Below are 26,575 nucleotides of genomic sequence, written 5' to 3' on the forward strand. Positions count from 1 at the left end.
AAAACTACTATTGCATTTCCCAAACCCAGTTCCCTTCCATGTTTAAATATCCTACTTTATCCCCTTGTTCTACTCTAAACAAGCCATTTCCCACATAATCCACGTACTCATATTCGGGCTGAATAATTATCTTTCCTTGCAAATCAACCACTCCTAGTAAGTTGGTAATACTCACATTGGCCACTCCTTTTTTAAAGGGCGTAATTTTTGCATATTTAGGAGTTAAGAGTTGCAATCCCTTTTCATTAATGACTCCCCACTTGTTTTTGACTCGAACAGGAGCGACATGGTTTTCAAATCTCATTGCCCCTGTAAAATTGTTGGGGGTATGTCGTTTGGTATCTTCATGCACAAAATAATACGTCCAAGAATTTCTACGCACCAATGCCAAGCCTTTGTTGATGTCCAAAATTTTATTATATTTTACAGGAATAATTACATTTCCAGTCGTATCAACAACTCCCGTTTTATTATAACTCTCCCAAACGACAGCTCGATTGCCTTGAAATGGCTCTACCCTAAAATAAGTCGGTTCAATAACGACATCGCCTTTGGTATTAATGTACCCTCGTTTAGATTCATCAGAAGTAAAAGCAGCTCGCCCTTCTGAAAAGTCCTTCAATTGACGAAATTCTTTATCACAAACCAAGGTACCTGTTGTGTCAATAAACATCCAATTCAAATTCGTTTTTCCCAATGCTTTCTTTCCTAGCGGTTGAATGCGAACAACAGCAAAGCCTTCCTTAAAATCACGAATTTTACCATACGCTTTTTTTCCAACTAGCTCACCCCTTTGATTCATTAAACGATACTTTTTGCCAATTTTCACTTTTGCTAGTCCATATTCATTAAAAGCACTTATATTCTCATAGCGCCTTTTCGGTTTTAGGATAAATTCCCCTTGGGTATTAATCAGTCCCCAACCTTTTTTGCGAATATAGACTCTTGCTATACCATTTTTAAAATCTGTTAAACGAGAGAACCTACCAGCAAATAACAACTCTCCTGTGGGGCTGATATATCCTTTTTTTCCTTTAGGAAGATGTACCCAAGCCTTGCCTTCTTTAAAATCTCCCATTCTTAGATATTGAGGCTTAATAACAACATTCCCTGAAGGATCTATCGCGCCCCATCTTGATTGATCAAAAATAACAGCCAGACCTTCGCTAAAATCTCTCGCTATTCTATACTTTGATTTTATCACCTCTTTGCCACTTCGATTGACAAAACCCCAACGACCAGACAAATTTTTAACCGCAACTCGATCTTCTTGATAATTTCGAACCTTCAAATATTGTACTGGAACAACTATATTGGCATTACTATCAATCGCACCATGCAAAACTCGATGCTGTGCAATAAAAAATAATTGCTGGTTGGATTTAGGTAGAAAATTGAAATTATCGTAAGCTGGGGGCAGTATTTCGTTTCCCTCTTCGTCTAACATTCCCCATTTCCCTTCTTTTCTAACCAGCGCTCTATCATTAGAATAATTCTCTGCATAATCATACTTAAAAGGACTGTGCACCATACCTAACGTATCCAAGTATCCCCATTCTGCATCTGCGCAATACAGTGTCCCTTCCTTTTTAAATGCTTCAAAATATTTGGGGTCATTGTCGTTGTCAAAAATATAAGCAGCCAAAAAATCGTTAAAAAATGGAGCTGCTTTTCCTATAGGACGTTCAATTTTCCCCTCTAAGTCAACCAATAACCGTCCTTTTTTGGTCGCTCTAGCTTTTCCTTCTACAAATTCACCAATATAAGCAAAGCCTCTTTTTATAATCTTTCCATTTTGTGCTATTAAACCATGTTTTCCTCCAACAAAGACACAACGGGCAATATCCATATTGCGAAGCGTAAAATCAGATGTTTTTATATCTAAAAACTCCATTTTAGTAACAGGCAACCCATGTACATTTGAGAAAACACCATAAACTTCGTGAATTTTGAACCGAATTCTTCCTGTATTAATACGACCTCCTATGTCGATTTTTTCTTTTTCTACGATCGAAATTCCTTGCTTCTTAAATACTTGAACACTTGCCCACTGTGGTGCAAATTTATATCGTTCTTCTTGTATGTGCCACAGTCCCCATTTTCTCGCTCTTGTGTGATATTTCCAACACAAACTATCGCTAATTTGAAAAGGATTGGAGGTAGCATTATTGGTATTGTTGACAGTAGTAGTAGAACGAAACGTCCGTCCTGAAGAACGTACTTTTAAAGACTTTAAATTTGAAAATTTTGTATTATTTGACAATTGACCATTTTCATCAAAAGCAAACAGCTGTAAGTTCCCTTTATCATCTTGATAACGAGCATTGTTATCATTTAACTCCAGTGACGGAGGATAAGCAATAGGAACAACAATTTCCCCATTATTATTAATAATGCCATATTTTTTGCCCTTACGAGCAATAGCTACCGTCGTATTTAAATTGCTAATATGATCATAAATAAGAGGAATTAAAACCGATCCGTCTTGATTTAAGACTCCCTCTAATCCATTTTCTCTTACTCTAAAAGTATTCTTTCCAAACTTTGTAATAAAATCATATGCTCCAGACAAAACTGTTTGCCCTGTCCCATCAATTAGAGACCTTACGCCACTAGCCATAATTACCTCTACATGATTTTCATCAAACACCTTAACCTGCTTGCAGCCTTTTAATATGACTGAATTTAGTTCTACTGAATACAGAGCTATTTTGTTTTCTTCGTCTACAAATCGGTAAAACTTATTGCCTATTGCTTTGTAATTAAGCCAATTGTGTGGTATTACATTCACTCCTTCTTCATTAAAAGCCCCCCATTTACCACTCCTTTTTGCCCAAATTAAATTATCTTGAACAGCAATTCGGTCATACCCTGCCCCCAAAATTACTTTTCCGTCATAATCGTACAATTTTTCTATGCCCTCTTCATCTTTGGCTACAATAAATTTGTTTTTTAGGAAACTAAACTTTTCAAATTGGGGTGGCAAAATCACCCCTTTTTTGAGATGTGCCAAGCCTAGTCCTGTGATTTCTTCATAAGACAAAAAAGCATCTTCCAAAAACTCAATACTGGCAGCCATATCGTCCAAGATAAGTTTCTGCTCTGTATTAATCACACGCCAATTCGCACCTTCTGTTTTGACAGAAAATAGTCCTCGACCTATATAGTCCATCCAATCATATTGACAAGGAATCACCAAAGCCCCTGTTGTATCCAAAACACCCAACAAGCCCTCTTTTTCGGCAATAGCATACAAACCATCTTGAAAAACACCAATTGCGCTATAAGAAGGATTAACAATCAAATTGCCGTTAACATCCATCATTCCCCATTTTTTATTAATATGAACAGGGTATAAATGTTGATTTTGTTGAGCCTCTACGACAAGAGCTGCTATGGCGAATATCATTACCAAAAAGGGACGCAACATAATTAGATGTTTAGGAAAGTGATAAAATGAAAATGTAATGAGATAAAATGGAGGTGCTCACAACTACACCCCCATTCCTAGAAAAGCTATTAAAATTTATGTGTTTAATACCAATAGTTAGCTGCGCTGCTACTATAATACTAGACATGATCATCTATTACGACAAAGCATAGTCTACAAAAGTTCTCCTACTAAAAAACTATTTTCCTGAACTTTTGCGCACTTATCTAAATAGCAAACGCTCGGTCAATAACTTCATCCAATCCGTCTACAGAAGATATCGTTGCGATTTCTGTTGCCATTTCCATCAAAGCATGACCATCTTCTTTTATTTGTTCCAAATTTAGTGCTTTGAAATCTTTAGCAGAGAAAATAGCTACTTTTCCCTCTGGCAAGATAGCCAACAAAGCGTTTTCATCTACTGGGTCAAAAGAAAATTTAGACAAGTCGGTTGGACGGTAACGAACTACGGAGTGTTGTTTTCCCATGACTAAAAAATACGAAATCTTTTTATTAATATCTGAATTCACCTTTGCCAATTCATCAAATTTAGGTTGAGCAGCACAACGAGTTCTTCCTGGTTTGTGCCAAATATCCCAATTATAAATACCAAACCCTCCTACGTTAAAAGTACGCACCAAATTTGCTTGAGCAACCAAACGTTCTCGCTCATCTTTTTGTGCTTTCTTGACTTCGTTGTAAGCTTTCATTTTAGTTTCTGTAAACGCAGCCAAGGCTTCTTCATAATTTTCATCACTCAAAACTGGTCGCACCAAAGTTTTGAAGTCTTTCTCTTTATTCGACAAGATCAATTCAAAATATCCTGTCGGAGATTTCTCTAACTTAATTTTGTCCCAATCAGAGCTAAAAATCCACTCATTTTTCTCTGGATTTTTTCCTTCGCCAGCATATTCCCATACAACGCCTTTGAACGTTTTTAATTCTGGAAACATTGAATAATTGACATCCAAATCAAATACAAAGTTTTCCACATTGGAATGTTTTCTTGGTTTAACAGGCACAGGTGGTAAAGCTGCGTCCAAAGCTGCCAACCGTTCTTGTTTTTTAACATTGGGCGTTGCCGCTGCGGTTCCTTTATCTTCCCACCGACAATCCTTGGGACCTAGCTTATAAAAATTAAATTGGTTACCTTCATTAAAAGAGGCTAGATTTACTTTGATATCTTTGTCTCCTTTAACAAAAATTTCTTGCCCTGCCTGTTCCCCTTTTATTTCAAACATCCCAGCTGTCTCCATATACTCTCCCGTTTCTGGATTATGCATTGGAATTCCACTGGCAATAATATCCGTTGCATCATGAAACTCTCTAAATTTAATCTCTACATTACCCGATATAGGATTGCCATCTTTGTCTACAAAAGCATTCGCAGGGATTTCGATGGTCGTTCCTGTTGCTGTTTCGATGGTCATCCCATCTGATGTGGCAACAGAGTAGGATTGAAACGGAATATCCAATCCCTGAATCGGGGGACTCACAGCTAAAACTGGTGCTTCTATTCCTTGCTCATCAGTAGGAAGGTTAATTGCTTGATTTTTTTGGTTATTAGAATTAGAATCACAGGCTGCTAACAAAGCAGCACCTGCTACAACAGGCGTAAAAAGTCTTAAAATTTTGTTTTTGACAGTCATCATGTTATTTTGTTTTTAGAATGATCCAATATTTAGGAATTCATAAAATCTAAGTTGCAAATTGAACTGTTATTAATACCAATTATCCTCCGTGAAGTTTATGAGAAGTGGGCTATTCGACTTTCTCCTTTTATCCAAGAAACGGAAATGAGCATCTTTTAGAGAAGCTTTGCATTTTTCGATGTTATAGAGAAAGGAAAAAAGCTACGGTGATTCATCCAAGGTTATAAGTACACCAACTACGTTTTGTGATAATCGTTAATAGAGATTTTTTTGTTTTTGCTTTACTTAGTTGCATTTTTTTAATTGTATGACTCCATAATGACATAGAATAATAAGGTTACATGATTTATTTATTTTTTTTATTTTTTAATTTCACTCTACCTTAAAACAGATCTATAATTTAAACTTTTTTGTTGTAAAATGCATTATATTGGATGACTATTTATAACAAGCCTTTTTTCCTGTATAACTACTTTTAACATCACCCATAGAAGCAATAGAATAAATAGTAGACGACTATGTCTAACAACTACTCTATACATCATATAATAATATGAATATCTTGAAATCATTATTTTACCTACTACTGTTGACAGCCTGTTTATTCCAGTCTTGCGAACTTCCTAAGCCTGCTCAACCACCAACTTCAGATCCAATTTTGGACCAATATAATTCTACGACAAACAGTAGTGATTTACTGTACCGAGATACGGTTTATATTCCAATTTACTCCGACATATACAGCGAGACCAAAGATGTGAAATTTAATTTAACGGCAACGCTAAGTATTCGAAATACAAGTTTAGTAGACACCATTTATATTGATGATATTGATTATTATGATACCAACGGACAACTTGTACGTCATTATTTAGTAGATCAAACACTAGAATTAAGCCCCATGCAATCCATTGAATATGTCATCGAAGAAGATGATACCGAAGGAGGTACAGGTGCCAATTTCATCATCAACTGGGCAGCTAATAGTCGACATGTTACCCCTATTTTCCAAGGCGTGATGATTTCTACCAACGGACAACAAGGAATCTCATTCTTAACAGAAGGCGTTTCTATTTGCAAAAAATAACCTTTCAAAATAATGGTCAAGCACTTCGTAAAAACCCTAAAACCTTTACAACTTTTGATGTATGGGTACTTAGTTATTCTGTTTGTTGGATTTGGGTTGCTTTGCCTTCCGTTCTTTCAAACTACCTCCATTCGTGTCATAGACAATCTATTTATCGCTACATCTGCCCTCTCAACCACAGGCTTGGCAACGGTAAGCATTCCTGAATCTTACAATTTGGGTGGTCAGATTGTCATTCTACTACTAGTTCAAATAGGTGGTTTGGGGTATATGTCTATTGGTTCTTTTATTGTTTTATTAACTCGCAGAAAGCTTACTGAGATGAACTTTGAGCTAATCAATTATGACTTTAGCTTGCCCGAACATTTTGAAGTTAGAAGCTTTATTCGAGATATGGTTATTGTTACTTTGGTTATAGAACTAATCGGAGCTATTCTCTTAGCGTTCATCTTTTGGAATGCAGGCGAAAACAATGCTGTTTGGAATGGCATTTTTCACAGCATCTCTGCTTTTTGCACGGCAGGTTTAAGCTTATTTCCAGATAGTTTTGTTGGATATCGAGACCACTTTTTTTTAAATTTTGTTATCTCTTTTTTATCTATTGCAGGAGCATTGGGTTTTATTGTTTTTACCGATTTATTTGAACGTTTTTCTGGACGAAAGGAAAAAATAACCCTTACTAGTAAAATTATTATACATTTCACTTTTTGGGGCATTTTGTTAGGGGCTGCTGTTCTTTTTTTGAGCGATTTATCTATTGCCAACTTAGCCCCTGAAAAGCGGTTACTAGCATCCTTATTCCAAAGTGTTGCAGCTTTTACAACCGTTGGTTTCAATTCCTATAATATTAGCAATATTAGTTCAGGACCTTTGTTTTTTATGCTATTGTTAATGATTATTGGAGCCTCTCCATCAGGAACTGGTGGGGGAATGAAATCAACAACCGTTACAACGTTGTATGCCCAACTGAAAAGTACGTTTAGGGGAACACAAGACATTATTTATATGCACTGCAAAATTCCTGAACACAGAATACGACTGGCAACTAGCAATTTTTTCTTTTACGTCTTAGTAGTTTGCCTAGGCACTTACTTATTGTTATTGGTGCAACCACAAGACAAATTTGAGGTCTTATTTGAGGCTGTTTCGGCACTTGGAACAGTTGGATTAAGTACTGGCATAACAAGTGATTTAAGCGTTTTGGGCAAAATAATTGTTATGATACTTATGTTTTTAGGTCGAGTCGGTCCATTGTCTTTTGGAATGATCTTATTTCACAGCAATTATCAAGAACCAAAAATCAAAGAAGAAGATGTGGCAATTTAAAGAAGAATTTATAAATTAAAGGATTGTTGTCTCACATAGTAGCACCACAGCTAACTATTGCTCACACATACTCACAATAAATAGCCCTCTAAATAAACTATTATGCCGCATACCGAAGTGAACCTTGTTTTGGATAGCGCCAAAATCATGGCAACCATACAAGCCCTAGAAAAACGTATTGAAGATCGTTTCCCTGAATCTAGTCTCTTAAAAACGTGCAAGGGGTTTTCACAAATAGCCGACCATAGTCAAAACAACATTGATTATATCGGCAGACGCAATTTACCAATTCGATTATTTGCTTTAGCTATTATCTTAATGGGTTTAGTAGCGCTTTTGTATAGTTTTACTTTAGTCAATTTCAAGTTCTCTAGCATGACCATTGTAGATGTTGTCACACTTGCAGAAGCTACAATTAATGATGTTGTTTTACTTGGAGCTGCTATCTTTTTTTTAGTCACCTTAGAAGTACGTTTAAAACGTAACAAAGCTATAAAAATACTAGATCAACTGCGAGGACTTGCACATGTCATTGATATGCATCAATTGACTAAAGACCCTGTTATGGTTGGCGTAATAAAGCTAAAAACATATAATTCTCCTGAACGTACGTTAAGTAAATTTGAATTGCAACGTTACTTGGACTATTGTACTGAAATGCTCTCTTTAATTGGCAAGGTTGCTGCGCTGTATTCTCAAAGCCTTCCAGACGATGTTATTGTTACGGTTGTTAATGAAATAGAATCTTTGACAAGTGGTTTGAGTCGCAAAATTTGGCAAAAGATCATCATATTGGCAGATGTTGACGACCACCCTAGATTAGCGCTCAATATGGATGTAGAATAGAAATTTTTCTTGATTTTATAATATGAAAACATTACCTTTGCCTTCTAAAGTTTACAAACATTAAGTAATAATACTATACTCCGTTGATTACCTGCGGTGCTACTTCGTGGTAGCTCCCTGCGGTCGTGAGGGCGCAAGCTTAGTTTTTTAGTTTTCCTACGAACCCGCAGGCTCAAACTAATACGATTTTTCAACGGAGTCATGTAGGTAAAGAAACAAATTAAATCCATGAAATTCACAACACTTTTTATGTTGGGCTGCTTCTTAGTATCTTCTACCATGCTATTGGCTCAACAAACTATTTCAGAAATCCAAACAGAGGCTGATCAAATAAAAAAAGAGGAAGGTTCTATCAGTTTTTCATATGCTGAAAAATTATTGGAACTTGCCCAAATGTACGAAATTCAAAAAGATTTTCAGAAAGCCACCGATTTGGACCAAGAAGTAACGCTTATTTTAAATACGTTTTCTGACAGTATTCCTCCAGATTATGAAACCGAATACATCATTCAAGAACAATTAGAAAACCTGCGTTTAAAGCAATACTTGATTCAAGAAAAAGATTGGATAGAACGAAGCATTAAAGCAAAAGCATACTTGGGTATCATGCATTTCTTTCAAATTGCTCATCGGTTTATAGGTAGCCAACACGAAGATTATTTGAATAACTGGGAGAAAGCTTATTTTTTATACAATAGTGTCAACTACTATAACCTGCAACAAGCTAGAAATCTTTGGAAAGCAATTACTCAGCATCGAGCTCAGGAGTCTCAAGAAGAAAGTTTTACACACCTTGAAGTATTATTTGGATATGCTAGTTTTTGTGATAGAACCAATGACACAGAAACCTATAATACCTTAAAAACAACCATTGAAAAACATTGGCCTTATGCCTTTGGAAACAATGCGGACTATGTACCACCACAAGAGGACTTAGATGTAAAGGACGATATCACTTTGCCAGAAGAAGAAGGAAAAGAAGAAAATTCTTCCATATTTGTTTCAGTAGAAGAAATGCCTAGGTTTCCAGGTTGTGAAGCACTCCAAGAAGATCATAAAGAGAAAAAAGCTTGCGCAGATCTAAAACTATTGCAATTTATCTACAAAAAAATAACCTATCCTACACCTGCTTTAGAAAACGGCATACAAGGGATGTCTGTCGTTAGTTTTACAGTAACAGAATATGGTACTATTGTTGATTTTAAAATCCTTAGAGATCCAGGCGGTGCTTGTGGACAAGAGGCATTGCGAGTAATTAAATTCATGAATGAATTGCCAAGTCGCTGGACGCCAGGGAAACAAAGAGGGAAACATGTTCGAGTAAAATATAATTTGCCCGTTAGATTTAAGCTGACTTAAGAAGGCATCTTTTCATTTTATTAGATAAGAATTAGCATTGTATCTAACTTTTTGCCGAATAAAAAAATAAAAAAACGTAACGTGCGTTTTTTAATAAAATTAAATACCAAAATGCTTTATCCCCTAAACTTCAAATAAATTTAGTGTGCCGCTAAATAAAAATATCCTTGAAATAGTAGTAAGTACTTCTTATAATTTATATATTACGGTCAAATGTCTGTTTGAATTGCTTTGGCATTTTTTTTAATTTAAGATAAAACAAATCATAACACTATGTTTTCGAATCTATTTTTCTTGTTTCAAACACCACCAACAGATACAACTGGTTTAGAACCAACTGTACAAGCATTTTCTTTAATTGGAGTAGTTGCCAAAGGTGGTGCTATTGGTATCACTATCGCTATTATTCTTTTGTTCTTATCTGTTATAGCTATCTACATTTTAATTGAGCGTTATTTGACCATCAAGCGCGCTGGAGAAGTAGATGATAATTTCATGAAGGAGATTGGAAGTTTTGTACAAAATGGTGACATTCAGTCGGCAATCAACAAATGCAATGTAACAGACACACCTGTTGCCAGATTAGTTTCTAAAGGGTTACAACGCATTGGAAAACCATTAGAAGATATCAATACAGCTGTACAAAATGTTGGTAATTTGGAAATTTACAAACTAGAAAAGCGATTGTCTTTGTTAGCAACCATCTCAGGAGCTGCTCCTATGATTGGGTTCTTGGGTACGGTGACTGGTATGATCTTGTCTTTTATGAATATGGCTGGTGGTGATGTTAGTACGGAATCGTTGGCTGGTGGTATTTACCAAGCTTTGGTAACAACAGCATTTGGTTTGGTGGTAGGTATTATTGCCTTTATTGGTTATAATACATTGATTGCTCAAATGGATCGAGTTGTATTTAAAATGGAAGCGGCTACCGTAGAATTCCTAGACTTATTACAAGAGCCTGCTAGACACTAACATAAATTATATTTTAGTTCTTAAGCACACTGCAAAGTGAATGTTCAATAATTTTCAAGCAAATCTTTGTTTCAAACTGCTAAAAAGTATTGAATTTAAGGCTTTCTAAGCTGAAAAATTTATTTTATAGTGTGCTGAGAGTTTATTTCCTATTAGAACTAAAATTTTTCTCTTCACTATTTTTAGAATAGTTCGTTGCTTATTTTCGGTAACTTTTCTCTTAAAAAGAGTAATGATTTGCCATTTAAGTTAGATTTAAATTTTTGGAGGTATATCCAAATCGAACTATTTATTTTATTAAAGCACCTTTAATATGGGATTAAAAAAGAGAAATAAATTCAATGCAGAATTTAATATGTCGTCTTTGACGGATATTATCTTTTTGTTATTGATTTTCTTTATGTTAACTTCAAGCTTGACCAGTCCTAATAGTCAGAACTTGGACCGACCAAAATCTAGTAGTAAAACGCCTTCTCCTCAAAACGTTGCGCTTTCGATTACACCAGAAGGCAAATTTTTTGTAGATGCAGATGAGGTTCCTGAATCTCAACTAGAACAAAAATTGCTTGAAGCAATTAATAAAGAAAGAAGAAAAAATCGAGAAAAAAATATCCAAACTGAAGTAACGGTTGTTTTAAATGTAGAAATGACTGAAACAACAGGAACTATCGTTGAATATATGAAGCTTAGCAACAAACTAGGTGTGCGCCTTATTTTGGCAACAGAACCAGGAGATGAATAATTAAACGCACTCTATTATACTTTGAGTTGATCGGTTGCTGTTGCACCCCTCAAAGTATTAAAACGTTATAAGTTTGCTAAAAAACATCAAACAATGGGATTAAAAAAAAGAACAAAAGTATCTGCAGAGTTTAATATGTCGTCTTTGACGGATATTATCTTTTTGCTGTTAATCTTTTTTATGTTAACATCTAGTTTGGTAAGTCCAACCGCAATTAATTTAAAATTGCCTAACTCTAGTACCGATGCTAAACGCGATACTAAAAAAGTAGAAGGACCAATCAAATTAGACATTAATAAACGTAAAGAATACACAATTAATGGTAAACGCTTGGCAGAAAAAGCCGTCCGAGGAAAATTAACGTCTATCGTAAACAATGATCGAAGACAACCAGAGGACATTACAATCATTTTATCTATTGATGAAAATGTAGATGCTCAAACATTGGTAACTAATGTAGATTTAATCAACGATTTAGGTATTAAAATGATTTTGGCAACAAAACTTTCTAAATAAGCGTTTAATATAACTGTAGCAAGTATTGCTACACAAAATCATAAATGCTTAAAAAGCATGGCATTTAGACGAAATTTTAATAAAGCTGATGATGCTCAAATTCGCCGAAAGATAATTGTATTAATTGGAACAATTGTGACTGTTGTTATATTAGCTCAATTGGCATGGGAGCTCAGCCATTCAGATACACCTCATTTGATTGAAGTCGAGATGTTGGATAGAAATCAGTTTATTATACAAGGCGATACAACTAATTACGAGGAATTTGCATCTAAACTAAAAAAGGAAGTTATACAATCTAAAAAAGAGCATTTGAACAATCAAATTCAATTGAAACTACCTCCTACTAGCAAACAATCTAAAGAAGTTGCAGACATTATTATGATTGTTAATGGAATGAATTTGGATTGGGAAATAAAATATTAATACTATGATTACCAACAACTATACGAGTCTAGAAGACTTCGAAAAACCAGAAGACAAACGAAAAGGACGTATTGGCGCAGGCATTTTCTTAGTTACAGTACTAGTTCTATTATTTGTTCCTTGGTTCAAAACTATTTACCCAATTCCTGAGGCAGAGGGCTTGATGGCGTCCTTTGGGGATGTGGAACTCGCAGGTGGCAGTGAAGATTTTGTCAAACCTGCTGAACCTACTCCTCCTCAACCAGATCCTGTCGAAACAAAACCTGTTGTAGAAAAGGTAGATGAAGTTGAAACGGTTAAGAATGACGAAGAACCTATCGTCAACGAAAAACCAGAGCCTACTCCAACACCACCTACTCCAGAACCTGAACCTGAACCAACTCCGACACCACCTAAACCAGATCCTGGTTCTTTATTCCCTGGATCAAGTAAATCCAATGGAAAAGGAACAGCTAAAGGTGATGGTACCCAAGGTCGCCCAGATGGAAAAGGAGATTTAGGAGGTACAGGAAATGGTGATAAAGGGAAAGGAAAAGGAAAAATTGGTAGTCGCCGCAATATTCGTAAATGCGAAGATTACAAAGCGGGCAATGCTTCTTGGCAAGAAAAAGGAACGGCTGTTGTCACAATTTGTGTGGATGCCAGAGGCAAAGTGGTTAGCGCTGAATTTAATCGCCGAAAATCAACCATTACAAGCCAAGCTTTGATTGATTTGGTGGTTGGCTGTGCCAAAGAATATCGCTATGAAAAAGCCCCCGGTCAACCAGAGGCTTGTGGAGATATTACCATCCAATTAGGCGTCCACTAGGATTGTACTAATTCATAAAAAATATTTTACCTGAGCATCAATTCATTTCTGAATTGGTGCTTTTTTTGTAATCTTATTCGTTACTTTAGGGAGCCTTAAACAATAAATTTTATTAAATTACAAACTATTTTTTTGTTAAAGTGTTTGAATTGTTGCTATGGTTTTAAAAAGGTTAAAAGGTGCTGACATATTATTCTATTTGGTCATTACTTATGTGATGGTTGCTGGGAGTTGGTGGTCTTATCTTTTGTATATCAAAAACTCGGATGCACTTAATGCTAAAAAAGAAGTTTTGTGGTTGCAAATGAAAGAACAAGGCATCACTGACCGGCAGGTTTATCTGGAATCCGCAGAGTATACCCGTTTAATAGAGCAATATGGTCGGCAAAAATGGATGATTTTTGGCGAATCTTCTGTTTTGCTTATCCTAATTGTACTTGGTATTTGGCGAATAGCCCAAAGCCGCCAAAAAGAATTGGCTTTAGCTGAACAACAACGAAATTTTTTATTATCAATTACCCATGAATTAAAGTCCCCCATTGCTGTTATAAAATTAACCCTAGATACGTTTAACAAAAGGACACTCACCGCCGAACAAAGCAAGATGCTCACTACCAATGCTCTTGCAGACACCGACCGGCTCAATAAATTGGTAGAAGATTTGCTCTTGGCTGCGCGCGTAGATGGAGGATATCAGTATACTTTTGAATCTCTTGACTTGGGGCTCTTGCTCCAAAAGTGTATAAAAATAGCTGCTCCTAAATATAGCGGAACCATTGAATTTAATAATAATGTTGGAGATGCAACCCTCAACAGAGGTGATCAAACTACTTTATCTTCTGTTTTTTTAAATATTATAGAAAATGCTATAAAGTATGCCCCCAATACTTCAAAAATTATTATTAGCTTGATGCAAAATAAGGAAAATACTTATTGTGTCGAAATTTCCGATTTTGGTCCAGGGATTTCTAAACTGGAACGTGAAAATATTTTTGAAAAATTTTATCGAATTGGCAATGAAGATACGAGAAAAACAAAGGGTACTGGATTAGGATTGTACATTGTTAAGCAAATAGTAAAAGCACACAAAGGCAATGTTAGTATCAAAAGTAATCAACCTACTGGTAGTATTTTTACCATTTCTTTGCCTAAAGCATGATAAAATAAAACGGTAGCAACTTGCAAATCAATTATTGTTACCTTTAATAATTAAGTAATCTTGTAAAATCTAATGCCAACAAAATGAACATTTAAAGGTTTATTAAGGTTAGAGAATTACATGATTAAAAACTCCTAACGAATTACAAGTTAAATAGTATGGCAGTACGAATTTTTTTAGTCGAAGATGAAATTAGCATCCGAGATGCACTCAAATTAAATTTAGAATTAGAAGGCTACGAAGTTGTCACCACTGGTGATGGAAAACAAGTCTTAAAAATGTTCAAAGAACAACACTTTGATATTGTATTGTTAGATATCATGTTGCCTGAAGTTAGTGGTTTGGAACTTTGTGAGCAAATCAGGTTGGTTAATATGGATATTCCAATTATCTTTTTAACCGCAAAAGATACAACCGCAGACAAGGTTACAGGACTCAAAAAAGGCGCTGACGATTATATTGTCAAACCTTTTAACTTAGAAGAATTGCTGCTTAGAATTCAAATTTTGCTCAAACGCAGCCAAGGCAAAACGAGCACTTCTTTGGATAGCTTTGAATTTGGAGATAACAAAGCTAATTTTAAAACATTTGAAGCAACAGGCAAACAAGGTGATTTTAAATTGACAAAAAAAGAGGCCATGCTTCTAAAACTGCTGATTGAACGCCGTGGTGAAGTCGTGTCTAGACAACAAATTTTACAAAGTGTTTGGGGCTATGATGTCTATCCTTCTACTAGAACAATTGATAATTTTATCTTATCTTTCCGCAAATATTTCGAAGAGGATCCCAAATCTCCTAAGTTTTTCCACTCTGTCCGTGGCGTTGGATATAAATTCGTTACAGAAGAGGGATAAAAATTGTATCAATTATATTTATGAAAATCTGGAAACAATCGTTTACCTTAGAAGGCTTGGACAGTATGTCCGCTAATACTCTATCCGAAACCTTTGATATCAAATTTGTAGAGTTTGGTGATAATTATTTGATAGCAGAAATGCCTGTCACAAATAAAAATGTACAACCGATGCGCATTTTACACGGTGGAGCCTCTGTTGCACTAGCAGAAACTGTTGGAAGTATTGCCTCTGTCCTTTGTTTGGACGACCCTACAACAAATCATCCCGTAGGGTTAGACATCAACGCCAATCATTTGCGCTCTGTTCCCGAAGGAGGGAAAGTCCAAGCAAAAGTTACTCCAATTCATTTGGGTAAAAAAACACATGTATGGCACATTGATATTACAAATGAAGCAGGTAAAATGGTTTGTGTCAGTCGATTAACAATGATGATTCGAAAAGCTCGAATCTAGTTCATTCCTAATCATAATAATTACTATATAGCCCTCTAATTGTTAATAGAGGGCTTTCGTTTTTTCATAGTTACTTTCTGCTCATCGAACGATCAACTTTTCTTCATAAAATACTCCTTGATTGTTGGTTGCTATAATAGAATACAAACCTGTTGCTAAACTTTGTACATCTACTGTTAAATTTCCCTTTCCTATCGTCGTTTCTTCCCTAACAACCTTGCCTTGCGTATCCACAATTTTCCATTTCAGCGTTTCTCTGTTGCTTGGAAAATCGAAAGTTATTTGAATAGTGTTACTAGCTGGATTGGGATACACATTGAAGGTATTCTTGGAACTGGTTTTAATTGCATCCGTCCCTACCGTTGTATTGACTTGAATTGTAAATCCCTTAACCTCTACCCCAGGAACTGGCATTGCATGGTCGTTGACTTCCACCCAAAAGGTATGTACCCCTGTATCTTGAGCCGTTGGTGTCCAACAAAATGTTCCTATAGGATTGTTGGTTGTATCAATCGTAAATGTTGCTCCAGCTATAGCGTTGTTCCATGTCATGGTCAACTGTTGGCTTGTATCCAAATCTTCTCCATGTATATCAAAACAAAGTGTTTGACCAACTAGTATCGTGGTATCAAAATTATTCGTACTGTCTATTCCTGTTATAATAGGAATGTTATTAGTAGGGCAATTTAAACTAACAATCGCTATTTCTCGTATCGTAGAACCAATGACAAGCCCATTTCGTACCTCTTCAACCAAAACACAAAACATACTTGCCTGTTGTATTGATGCGGTATAATTAATTTGCCCTGTTTGCGTATCAATAGAAACAGGATTAGTCGCCCCCAAAGGAGCTGTTCCGCTATAGCCTGAGTTATAATTAACCGTTTGATTAGAATCTTGAAGACAAGGAATCAGAGAAAATCTCAAACTATCACCATCAGGATCTACAGCACCTTGATTGTAGGTTGATGACCAATTAGCACAAGCCCCAATAATAGGAGGATTCATAAAAAAAGGAGATGTATTGCATGGAATAGAAAAATTTTTTATTTCCGTTTCTAAATAAAATAGCGTGGTATCTGGATCATTTATAGATGTTAAACTATCGCTGCGACAGCAGCTTTGCCAACTAAGATTAATCATGGAGCAAGTAGCAGGAATAACAAGCGTATCTATATATGAATAGTGCTCTACTCCTCTAGTTCCTGTTCCTCCATTACAAGAACTTCCACTAGCACCCCCAAATATAGAACTAGTTACATCCACAGGTGAGCCTGCTGCTTTGGGCATCAAAAGTACTCCTGCATTCAATCCTTGGCAAGCACCCGACCAGTTTAAAGATATAGAATCGGGTAGATCAGCCCCCGAACAATCGGCATACACATTTAAGGAAACTCGATAGGTATTTACTCCTATACATTCGTAAGATATTTCTCCTCCTAATAGGCTTGCTGTTTGTCCATTAACAAGATTTATTCCCCATAAATAGCTTACAATTAATACCCAAAGAAGGTTAAAATTCTTTTTCATTAGATAAAGTGTTTTAATGGTTATGTGATGTTTTTTATAATTGCTAAAGATACCTCATAAGGTATTTTTTTTAAATTACAATTATAACGATGTAGCACTAGGTATGGCTGCTTACTAAGCTATATATTACGATTAAGGCATTCAATTTGTTTTTTCAATCAAACTAACATTAGTTTTTTTTGGATTTTTAATAAAAGAATTGTTTTTTAAAACATTACTCCATTGAAATCTCGTAGTAGCAGCGAAGCAAAGCAACGGAGTATTATTAAAACATAGACGTTGAATGCCCCTCTCTTAAAAATCTCAAATTTAACGCTATTCATTCACTTTTAATTTAGTTGAAACATGTCTCAAAAATACTTGGGTTTTCCATTATCAAAAGAATTAGAAAATCGTGTTCAAGACGTTTTATTGGATCTAAAAAATAACCATGACCGTCGCCAATTTGCCCTAAAGCTATTCCAAGTAATTAGTGATTTGTCTGACGAAGGATTAGATTATTACTTTATTCAATCTTTAAAAAAAGCAGGCTTAAGCAAAATCAAAATGATTGCTGTTGAAAATGCCATCAAAGTTGGTAAAAAAGCAATTTTGGGTGTTGGCAAAAGTATTATAAAAGCTATGAATGACGAACAACTGCTCGTTATCGGAAGTGTCTTGGAGGACTCTTTAACCATTCGCTCAGAAGAAGCATAAAATCTATTGATTAGCGAGCTAAGCGACTATTCACAATAAATATCAACCAACTCAAGTTATAGTTTTATGGATGGTTTCGTCCAGTCATGCTTTTACTTGCTATGTATTTTGTACTAAGATTTTGATTCTCAACTGCACAACACTCATGCAATCAACTAATCCATAATCATGATTTTTTTTTATAGCTTAATAATTCTTGCCTTTTGTTCTGTTTCCAGCTGGGCACAAACAGCCACATCTAAATTAGAAGTAGGGCGTCTTTCTGAACCTTTGTTAGAAGCATTGATTCTTGAAAAAGTCAATGCACATCGTCAGGAGAAAGGTCTAGGAGAATTACAAAATGAAGCAACACTTGCCAAAGCAGCTGCTAATCACTCTTCTTATCAAGGAAGCATCAAAGAATTAACACACGAACAGCGGAATGCTAGTCTAAAAACTCCCGCTTTGAGGGTTGCTAAATTTGGTGGCAACTTTAATTTAGTTGGTGAAAATGTGGCTTTAGTTCCTTTGGGTGTAGAAAGCACCTATGCCAGTATAGCAGAAGATTTTTTTCAAGCTTGGAAAAAATCACCACCGCATTATAAGAATATGATTAGCCCAGATTATAAGAACTCTGGCATTCGTTTTCGGTTTGGGAAAGATCCCAAAACTAAAACACCAATCATTTATGCAACTCATGTATTTGCTGGATTAAAAGCTCGCTTCTTTTCTGATGTCATTACTCCTAGTGATAATTATGGTGTATTGCCCTATAACGAGACGTGTAATTATTACAAAAAAACCAATGCCATCGCCGAAGTCTTAGCAAATTTTGTTGTTGTCAAAAAAGACTCTGTCTATTTGCATTATCATAATTTAAAGCACATTCAACAATATTTTTTGACCAATGAAAACGATGGTTTTGCAATCGACATTGTTGAACGCAAGCAATTTCCTTGCGACGCGAGTAACTTGATCAGTTCTACAGGGGCTTATCAAGGAGTTCCAATGCCTCCTAAATTTAGAGATGAGTTGTTGCTTAACAATCCTATGCAAGCACAGAACAAATTCTTAGCTTTTCTTGGCGTTCTTCCCGAAGGTTTGGTAGATAATTATCAATTAAATGTTGTTAGCATTCGAGAAAATTGTGCTTGTACCAATTCTAGCTATTTAGAAGTTCCTGTTAATGATATTCCCTTGGTCAAAATTCTTCCCGTTTGGCACACGACATTCAAGGTCAACAAATTGGACTACGAAGAACAAATCACAGAGGTTCAATTTGGTCAAGGAAAATCAGATTTAAATCATTCAGAAATAGCTCAAATAAAACAATTGATACAAAACTATCAAAAAAACATCCAACGCATACACATTTTTGCAACAAGTTCAGTTGAAGGCAATAGTGATAAAAACGAACAGTTGGGAATAGATAGAGCCATGCACATACAACAAATTTTTGAACAAGCAGGCTATCCTTCTGACATCATCAATTATCACACTTTAGAACGTTGGGATCTATTCCGTCAGCAAGTCAAAGGAACGCCTTTTGCCTTTCTTTTGGAAATGACCAATGCTCAAATTCAACAACGTCTTAATACAGATCAAGAGCTATTTAACAAAGTTGAATATCTATTGGTACAACAACGAAAAACTCAAATTACGCTAAAAATTGCTACCGAAGAAAAATTCGCAACAATCCCCTACAATGAACAAGAGTTATTAATAGAATTTGAACGCCTTTTGGAGAATAAGGAATTAGAAGCAGCTTTGGAAATTCAGTCTCAAATGGTCTATGCTTTTGTCAATGATAAGCTAAAAAAATCAACGCTGTTGGCGACTAAAATTCCATTAGAAAAAGAGTATATTCCTATGCTCAGTAATCAAATTGCGGTAGAGTTATTCTTTGGGGATTATATTCCTCATTCTGTTTTGGTTCCCAATTGGGGCGATCCATTTTTTAGTGTTGATCAAGCTTTTTTGGACAAATTAGTTCAACTTGTTCAATTATCTGAAACAGATTTACCACTCCAATACAATTTAAGCGCTTTTGCTATCAAATACATGCGATACACACGAGCAAGTATTATGGATGCCGCACAACTTTACGAAAAAATATTGGGATTCTCTGATAGTAATATTTATGGGAAATTCAGTACTTGGAATCAAATAGAAATAGAACGTTTGAAATTAAATTTTCACTTAGCTGCTGCCGATTATTTTTATCAAAAATTTGAGTACGAAAAACGAGATAACTCTCTAAAATACGTTCGTAAACACTACGCTAATCAAGATTTAAAAATAGATGAGGCGCTTTATTTAGCTACTTATTTTAATCAAAATTATCGTTTTAATTGGGCAATTGATTTGCTCAAAAACAGCTTAAAAGAAGCACCGAATCACGAAGATACTTATTTTACCTATGTTCAAACATCGACTTTGTTACAGGATTTTAATCAAGCATTGGATACGTCTTATTTGGAAGACATAGCTAAAGCTCTAGAGATGAATGCTAATCGATGTTGTACTTGGATGAACACCAATTATCAACTAATGCAAAATCCTCAGTTCAAGGCAATTTACTGTAAAAACTGTTTAAAAAATAAATAGTAGTGCGATGGGAAATAAAATTTTAATTACAGGCGCCTCAGGCAATATTGGTCAAGAGTTAATCCACTTTTTATATCAAAACCACTCTATTACTGTTGACATTATTGCAGGTATTCGATCTCTAGCTATGCCACCTAAGTCGCTTTCAAAATACTCGAAACTACAATACGTTCATTTTGATTTTACTAATCCTAATACTTTCAATCAAGCGCTAGATGGTGTGCAAACGGTATTTTTGCTTCGTCCTCCTGCCCTTGCGGATGTCCCTCGTATATTTGTGCCCCTCATTAAGGCTTTTGAAAAAAATCATGTCAAGCAAGTGTTATTTTTATCCGTTCAGGGAGCTGATAAAATAAAAATGATTCCTCATTATAAAATAGAACAATTGCTACTAAATAGCCAGTTAGATTATATCTTTTTGCGCCCCAGTTATTTTATGCAAAACCTCTCGACTACCTTACATCAAGACATTCTAAAGGAAAATCAAATCTTCTTGCCTGCAGGCAAAGCACTCTTTAATTGGGTAGATGTTGCCAACATAGGAGAAGCTGCAGCAATTTTATTAACTAATTTTGAAACGTATAAAAATCAAGCTTTTGATTTAACAGGTAGTGAACTATTGAATTTTGAGACAGTTGCCCAATTATTGACACAAGCATTACACAAAAATATTCGTTATGTTAGCCCTAACCTCATTCGCTTTTATAGAAAGAAAAAACGCCAAGGACACACTACTTCCATGATACTTGTACTCATTATGCTACATTTCCTTCCTCGCTTTAGCAAGCCTACTACTTTGTCGAATAATTATAATTTGTTAACAGGAAAAAAGCCAACTCTATTGGCAGATTTTATAGCTAGAGAACGCAATACTTGGCTCTAGTACTATTCTCGCTAAATACTTTCTATAATTGAGCAAATCTCTGTTATCTTTATTAAGTTACCCGAAACCTTAATACCGTTTTAAGCTTATCGACAGCCACTTTTCTAAAATCTGATAGATAAATTTCTCTATGCACTTTTGATATTCTGGTTAGATTCTGCTCTTTAGCAAATGCTTCCATCAATTGAAAACTTTCTGGCTCATTATCATAACTCCCAATGTGCAACATTTGTACACATTTTCCCTCTTTTATAGTTTCAAATTGGAGGTTAGTTAACTGCTTTTGAGGTTTTTTCTGTTGGGTAAGTGCCAACATTTCTTCAAAGAAGGCTTGGCTAACAAAATCAGGTTGTCGAATCATTAACTTAAACACCAAATCATCCTTATTAATTAATCCAGTAAAGTTCTCTTTAGCAGCTTGATTAATATCCCACACTCCCTCTAAAGGATAAACGGTATAATCCACGTAGTTTTTAGGGCAATTGTCTAATTTTTTCAACGTCATTTTTATAGCATAAGACACGCTATACAAAGCCGCAATGCATTCTGAAAATAGGCCACTATTAGGATTTCCTTCTCCATGGAGTGTAATAAATTGATAAGCTGGCACTTCAATTATTTCAGGCTTATTCTTAGGCAAGTAAACTTTTTTCTCTTTTTTTCTCCATTCGTGTTTCATAAACTTATTTTAGATGTTAATGAATAATATGAAGTCAAAGCTACACCATGCTTATGACAGCCTTATGTCAGCAACCATACATTTATTCATCGCTCGAAATTGCCTCTCGAAGAATGGATTCGTATACCACTTCTTGCATTCTAGAACGAATGTCTTTGCGAATTAAGGTCATATTTTCACCAGAAGGAAGCGTTCGGTTAGACAAAAATAAATATACAATCTTATTCTCAGGGTCGCCCCAAGCACCAATGCCTGTAAATCCTTGATGTCCAAAAGTTAAATTAGATGCCTGATACGCTACATTAATAGAAGTTCTAGGCTTGTCGCTTTCTTCTTTTCGGTCAAAACCTAATCCTCTCCTAGATTGGTTGCTGTATTTTGCTGTAAATTGTTTTACGGTTGCTTCTTTCAAATAACGCTTGCCACCATACTCTCCTCCATTAATCAACATTTGAAAAATAGCTGCCAAATCCCTTGCATTCGAAAACAATCCTGCATGCCCAGAAACCCCATTAATCATTGCAGCCCCCATGTCATGTACATCGCCTTGGATTCGTTGGTATCTAAAATACTGGTCATCTTCGGTTGGAATAATCAAATCTCGTGGCACTCCCTTTTTTAATGGATTGAACATCATTGTCGTCAATCCCATTGGGCGATAAAAGGTTTCGTTAGCATAGTCATCTATATTTTTACCGCTTACCTTTTTAATCAATTTTGCAAATAAATAAAAGCCCAAATCACTATACTTATAATTCTTTCTTGAGCGCAAATCTTGATTATAAATTCGTTGCCAAATAACAGAATCAACCTTAGATTGAGCGAAATATAGATTTTCTGCTACTCTTATTGAATAGTCCTTACTTGGTTTGTCAGAATAATAACGCCCCATAATAGGCTTCTTGTTGTCATCCAAGGTTTTTACATAAAAAGGAATCCAAGGTTTGAGCCCTGCTTGATGCAATAAGACCTCTTTGATCGTCATCCTAGACTTGTTGGTGCCGCGCAATTCTGGCAAATAGAGACTCATAGGCTGATTGATGTCCAGCTTACCTTCGTCCACCAAACGCATGATCGAAATTGTTGTGGCAGCTACCTTTGTAACAGAAGCTAAATCATAAATATTTTCTAGGGTTACTCGTTTCTTTTTTTGATAATCATAATAGCCATAAGTTCTATGGAAAGCAATTTTGCCATCTTTTGCTACCAATACCTGACAACCAGGAGCCGCCTTTTCTCGAATCATTTCAGCAGCAATTCTATCAATTTTAGACAAAATAGAAGCATCCAATCCAACCGATTCAGGGCTAGATGCATACATCATTTTTTGTACTTCAGTATCTTTTCCCATGCCATATTGAAATTTAGTCGAAGCAGAAACAGGCAAGCGACCTCTAAATGGTAGGGCTCCTGCAATCCCTCGCGCTGCTAATTGCTGTGTTAATATTTCATCATTAAAAGCAACTACAGCTCCTTGAGCAGTTGGGAAATTCTTCAAAGCATAAGGCGTTCCAAAGACAACAACTAGAACTTTTGTTTTAGAACTTATTGTTCGAACTGCTTTTTGAATGCCTGAAGCAATTCCAAAATTATTCTTAGCATTTTTGCCAATATTATGAACGGCAACAATAACAATGTCTTTCTTTGCTAACTGTTTGATTCGATTATTAGAAACATTATTTTTAGCAAAGTGGTGGTGTTTGATGCCATATCTTGAAAGTTCTTTGGTAAATGCAGTTTCATTACGGCTTGTTCCCACTGATATACAAGCAATACGCTGCTTTCCTAAAGGAAAGATAGCTGCGTGATCAACCAACGTTAACGCCTGACTGACCATTTCTTGCTTCAAAGCTTTATTCGCTTGAACATTTAAACGATTAACAACATTTTTAGCATTAACAGGCTTGTAACTATGCAATCCTAGTTTGTACTTAGCATGCAAAATCTTACGCACTCGGCTATCAATTTCTTCCCATGTGATGAGTCCTTCTTTGATCGCTGCATAAATTCGCTTTTTCGCATTAGGAATATCTTGCGTCACCAACAAGATATCATTTCCAGCTAATAATGCTTTTAAATCTGTTTCTCCATCTTTATAATGCTTTGTTACCCCCTTCATATTAAGAGCATCCGTAAAAATAAGTCCTTTAAAGCCCAATTTTTCTTTCAACAATCCCGTGACAGCAGGTTTGGAGAGTGTAATGGGCAAATTAGGTGTAGAATCTAAGGCAGGAATATGCAAATGAGCAACCATCACACTTTGTACACCATGTTGCGCTAAATTTTTGAAAGGGTACAGTTCTACACTATCCAACCGTTGCATATTATGTGGTATTACAGGCAAATCTTTATGTGAATCGACATCTGTATCTCCATGCCCAGGGAAATGTTTAGCGCAAGCCATTACTCCATTATCTTGTAAACCTTTGATGTACTGAAAAGATTTTGCGGTTACATTTTCTCTATTTTCACCAAAAGAGCGGTCTCCAATAACAGGATTGGCAGGATTGTTATTAACATCTACAACTGGTGCAAAATTAACGTGAATTCCCATTGCCTTGCACTCCGCAGCTACTGCTGCCCCAAAGTCATAAATTAATGCGTTGTTTTGAATAGCCCCCATCAATAGTTGACGAGGAAATTTAACAGAGGCACTAACCCGCATATTGGTTCCCCATTCGGCATCCATAGCCATCATTAGTGGCATTTCTGAACGCTCTTGATATTTATTGGTCAATGCAGCAATGCGATCTTCATGACCTCTAAAAAAAATGATCCCTCCAATCTTATGCTTATCAATCGCCTCCAAGATCTTTTTTTCATCACTCCCCCCCTTAGGAGGATAAGCACCAACCATAAACAACTGCCCCAAGCGAGCCTCTTTATCCATTTTTTGAAGTTGCTTATTAACCCAGGCTTCCTCCTCTTTTCGGCGTTCTTCTGCCAACAAACGAGCAGCTTCTTCGGCTTGTGCAATAGAATCTTGGACAAATTTTTGTCGTTCCAACTCAGCTCGGTTAGGAACATCAGATTGACACATTAAAAAACTAGTCAATATAATTACAATAACGGTGATACCTACTTTTGGCGTCATTCTTTTTTTCTTTATGTTTTTATTCTATCGTTACTTCGTCGCAAAATCGTATTGAATTGATTGTCTGTAACAACATATACCATTCCTTTATAGAACCATTATCTAAACTGTCAAAAAAACAATCATTTTAAATATGGGAGATTTTTTGCAACTACGCTACTCCTTTAATAAAGCGAGCAATCTCAAATAAGATAAGCTTTTGAGTTTAGAATTTCATAGAAAAGAAACGTTTTTTTGGAAATATTAAGTATTAGGTGATTACCTTTTTTTATTTGGCGAATTAAGCTTTAAATGGAGCTTGGCTCCATTTGTTTTAGCAACCACCTGCTATCATTTGTTCAACATGAAAATTCTCTTGATATGCCACTTAAACAAAACTTTTCTTGCTTTATTTTACTCTGCTGTTTTTTTTGCCTTACCTCCAATTCCTACGCTCAACAAAAGCCTAGAAAGGAACGCAAAATTAGGAAAAATCAAAGGTATAAAAAATCTATCTTAGATAATTTGCCAACTTTTTTTGTCGATGATTCTAGGTTTCCTAGTTATTTAAAACAAATCTATAAGCGAGATGCGGCACGAATGTCTATTCGACTACTAAACAATGAATTGCGTGTATCCAAACAAACTGTTCAAATTCCCGAAGAATTGGTTCAAGCGGTTTATAATGCTATGGTTGCCGTTCGTACAAGCGACTACAGTTCTATTGACACAATTACCAATCAATATTATATTCGGACATTTCCAGTGCCTAATGTTGAAAAAATTGTCTTGGTTGCCGAGCACGACGCTCCTTGGTTAGAACCACTAAGGCAACGCCAAGATACGACAGGAAGTGTTGCGATGAATGCTATCATCAAGGAACATCACCTAGTTCTTACCAAGTTAGTTCATTTAGATGAAGAGCGAGTTGCATTAGTATTACAATCTAGTGAACCTATTAACATTCCTGCTTTAATGATGCGTTTTTTTATTAGTGAAGGAATTGGGTCTATTGAAGAAGTTTTACCTTATGGTGACGGCAACGATATTAGCATCGTGCGTACCAAAACAGGCTGGGATTTAGTTTATAGTTTTAAATTTGGTGATTGCAGTTTTCAATGCCAAAAATTCCGAAACTGGTCGTTTTCTGTAGAGGAAGATGGTTCTGTGAATTATAATGGAAGTTCTGGATATACGATTCCGCCATGGAACACAAAAAGTAAGGATGCCAAACGCTATCCTGATGTTTTGGCAAAAAGATAATAACGCTTTCTCAAAAAAACATCCCTGTTCTATACTTATTAGTAGTTAGCTACGCTGCTACTTCGTGGTCGTTGATTAGCTCCCTGCGGTCGTGAGATCGCTATCGCTTAGTTGTTTACTTTTTTACCAAAAAGATAAAAAAGCACATTTATATTAGTTTGATAATCAAAATTTTAACACAAAACGCAATAAAATCACAACTTACTGATTATCAACTGCGCAGCACTCAC

Annotated in this window: 21 protein-coding genes; 16 read left to right on the plus strand and 5 right to left on the minus strand. The window is 35.7% G+C overall.

Going from position 1 to position 26,575, the window contains the following annotated elements:
* Positions 1 to 7: 7 nt before the first annotated feature.
* Entirely contained in the window at positions 8 to 3,430 is a 3,423-nt protein-coding gene (locus tag CG11_RS13955) for a WG repeat-containing protein (protein WP_052597211.1), read from the minus strand.
* 227 nt (positions 3,431 to 3,657) lie between these two features.
* Positions 3,658 to 5,082 (minus strand): hypothetical protein, encoded by a 1,425-nt coding sequence (locus CG11_RS13960; protein WP_156039774.1) that lies wholly within the window; start codon positions 5,080 to 5,082, stop codon positions 3,658 to 3,660.
* Positions 5,083 to 5,644: 562 nt separating this feature from the next.
* Between CG11_RS13960 and CG11_RS13965 the strand changes: the two genes are divergently transcribed.
* The 12 genes from CG11_RS13965 (at position 5,645) to CG11_RS14020 (ending at position 15,635) form a co-directional block, all read left to right on the plus strand.
* Complete coding sequence (locus CG11_RS13965) at positions 5,645 to 6,169, plus strand: DUF3124 domain-containing protein (RefSeq protein ID WP_197043850.1); 525 nt, start codon at positions 5,645 to 5,647, stop codon at positions 6,167 to 6,169.
* 57 nt (positions 6,170 to 6,226) lie between these two features.
* The gene (locus CG11_RS13970; RefSeq protein ID WP_197043851.1) at positions 6,227 to 7,495 is read left to right on the plus strand and encodes a TrkH family potassium uptake protein; all 1,269 of its coding nucleotides are present in this window, start codon (positions 6,227 to 6,229) and stop codon (positions 7,493 to 7,495) included.
* Between the two features lie 102 nt (positions 7,496 to 7,597).
* Entirely contained in the window at positions 7,598 to 8,341 is a 744-nt protein-coding gene (locus CG11_RS13975) for a hypothetical protein (protein ID WP_052597217.1), read from the plus strand.
* A 228-nt stretch (positions 8,342 to 8,569) separates the two neighbouring features.
* Positions 8,570 to 9,700 carry an energy transducer TonB gene (locus tag CG11_RS13980; protein WP_052597219.1) on the plus strand — a complete coding sequence of 377 codons (1,131 nt, stop codon included), beginning with the start codon at positions 8,570 to 8,572 and terminating at the stop codon, positions 9,698 to 9,700.
* Between the two features lie 273 nt (positions 9,701 to 9,973).
* Positions 9,974 to 10,675: a MotA/TolQ/ExbB proton channel family protein gene (locus tag CG11_RS13985; RefSeq protein WP_052597220.1), complete on the plus strand. Its 702-nt coding sequence runs from the start codon at positions 9,974 to 9,976 to the stop codon at positions 10,673 to 10,675.
* A 313-nt stretch (positions 10,676 to 10,988) separates the two neighbouring features.
* Positions 10,989 to 11,417 carry a biopolymer transporter ExbD gene (locus CG11_RS13990; RefSeq protein WP_052597222.1) on the plus strand — a complete coding sequence of 143 codons (429 nt, stop codon included), beginning with the start codon at positions 10,989 to 10,991 and terminating at the stop codon, positions 11,415 to 11,417.
* A gap of 93 nt (positions 11,418 to 11,510) precedes the next feature.
* Entirely contained in the window at positions 11,511 to 11,933 is a 423-nt protein-coding gene (locus tag CG11_RS13995) for a biopolymer transporter ExbD (protein ID WP_052597224.1), read from the plus strand.
* Positions 11,934 to 11,990: 57 nt separating this feature from the next.
* The gene (locus tag CG11_RS14000; RefSeq protein WP_052597226.1) at positions 11,991 to 12,359 is read left to right on the plus strand and encodes a hypothetical protein; all 369 of its coding nucleotides are present in this window, start codon (positions 11,991 to 11,993) and stop codon (positions 12,357 to 12,359) included.
* A gap of 4 nt (positions 12,360 to 12,363) precedes the next feature.
* The gene (locus CG11_RS30205; protein WP_052597229.1) at positions 12,364 to 13,167 is read left to right on the plus strand and encodes a hypothetical protein; all 804 of its coding nucleotides are present in this window, start codon (positions 12,364 to 12,366) and stop codon (positions 13,165 to 13,167) included.
* Between the two features lie 157 nt (positions 13,168 to 13,324).
* Positions 13,325 to 14,326 carry a sensor histidine kinase KdpD gene (locus CG11_RS14010; RefSeq protein ID WP_052597231.1) on the plus strand — a complete coding sequence of 334 codons (1,002 nt, stop codon included), beginning with the start codon at positions 13,325 to 13,327 and terminating at the stop codon, positions 14,324 to 14,326.
* Positions 14,327 to 14,484: 158 nt separating this feature from the next.
* Positions 14,485 to 15,180 carry a response regulator transcription factor gene (locus CG11_RS14015; protein WP_052597233.1) on the plus strand — a complete coding sequence of 232 codons (696 nt, stop codon included), beginning with the start codon at positions 14,485 to 14,487 and terminating at the stop codon, positions 15,178 to 15,180.
* Positions 15,181 to 15,200: 20 nt separating this feature from the next.
* Positions 15,201 to 15,635, plus strand: coding sequence for a PaaI family thioesterase (locus CG11_RS14020; protein ID WP_052597235.1), 435 nt, complete (start codon positions 15,201 to 15,203; stop codon positions 15,633 to 15,635).
* Between the two features lie 81 nt (positions 15,636 to 15,716).
* Here CG11_RS14020 and CG11_RS14025 read toward each other — a convergent pair whose 3' ends face one another.
* Positions 15,717 to 17,165 carry a T9SS type A sorting domain-containing protein gene (locus CG11_RS14025; protein ID WP_052597236.1) on the minus strand — a complete coding sequence of 483 codons (1,449 nt, stop codon included), beginning with the start codon at positions 17,163 to 17,165 and terminating at the stop codon, positions 15,717 to 15,719.
* Positions 17,166 to 17,510: 345 nt separating this feature from the next.
* On the opposite strand from CG11_RS14025, the gene CG11_RS14030 reads away from it, so the two are divergent.
* From CG11_RS14030 to CG11_RS14040, 3 genes are all read left to right on the plus strand, one after another.
* Positions 17,511 to 17,861 (plus strand): hypothetical protein, encoded by a 351-nt coding sequence (locus tag CG11_RS14030; protein ID WP_052597239.1) that lies wholly within the window; start codon positions 17,511 to 17,513, stop codon positions 17,859 to 17,861.
* Positions 17,862 to 18,029: 168 nt separating this feature from the next.
* Positions 18,030 to 20,447: a CAP domain-containing protein gene (locus CG11_RS14035; RefSeq protein WP_052597241.1), complete on the plus strand. Its 2,418-nt coding sequence runs from the start codon at positions 18,030 to 18,032 to the stop codon at positions 20,445 to 20,447.
* A gap of 7 nt (positions 20,448 to 20,454) precedes the next feature.
* A complete protein-coding gene (locus CG11_RS14040) occupies positions 20,455 to 21,330 on the plus strand; it encodes an NmrA family NAD(P)-binding protein (protein ID WP_052597244.1) in 876 nt (291 codons plus the stop codon).
* A 52-nt stretch (positions 21,331 to 21,382) separates the two neighbouring features.
* Here the strand turns inward: CG11_RS14040 and CG11_RS14045 are convergent, their stop codons facing one another.
* Together CG11_RS14045 and CG11_RS14050 are read right to left on the minus strand one after the other, a co-directional pair.
* The gene (locus CG11_RS14045) at positions 21,383 to 22,009 is read right to left on the minus strand and encodes a GyrI-like domain-containing protein (RefSeq protein WP_052597245.1); all 627 of its coding nucleotides are present in this window, start codon (positions 22,007 to 22,009) and stop codon (positions 21,383 to 21,385) included.
* Positions 22,010 to 22,091: 82 nt separating this feature from the next.
* The gene (locus CG11_RS14050; RefSeq protein WP_052597247.1) at positions 22,092 to 25,103 is read right to left on the minus strand and encodes a glycoside hydrolase family 3 N-terminal domain-containing protein; all 3,012 of its coding nucleotides are present in this window, start codon (positions 25,101 to 25,103) and stop codon (positions 22,092 to 22,094) included.
* 504 nt (positions 25,104 to 25,607) lie between these two features.
* Here CG11_RS14050 and CG11_RS14055 point away from each other — a divergent pair.
* Positions 25,608 to 26,345: a hypothetical protein gene (locus CG11_RS14055; RefSeq protein WP_156039775.1), complete on the plus strand. Its 738-nt coding sequence runs from the start codon at positions 25,608 to 25,610 to the stop codon at positions 26,343 to 26,345.
* The last annotated feature ends 230 nt before the right edge of the window (positions 26,346 to 26,575 follow it).

It is taken from the genome of Aureispira sp. CCB-QB1 (assembly GCF_000724545.1).
Classification (GTDB): domain Bacteria; phylum Bacteroidota; class Bacteroidia; order Chitinophagales; family Saprospiraceae; genus Aureispira.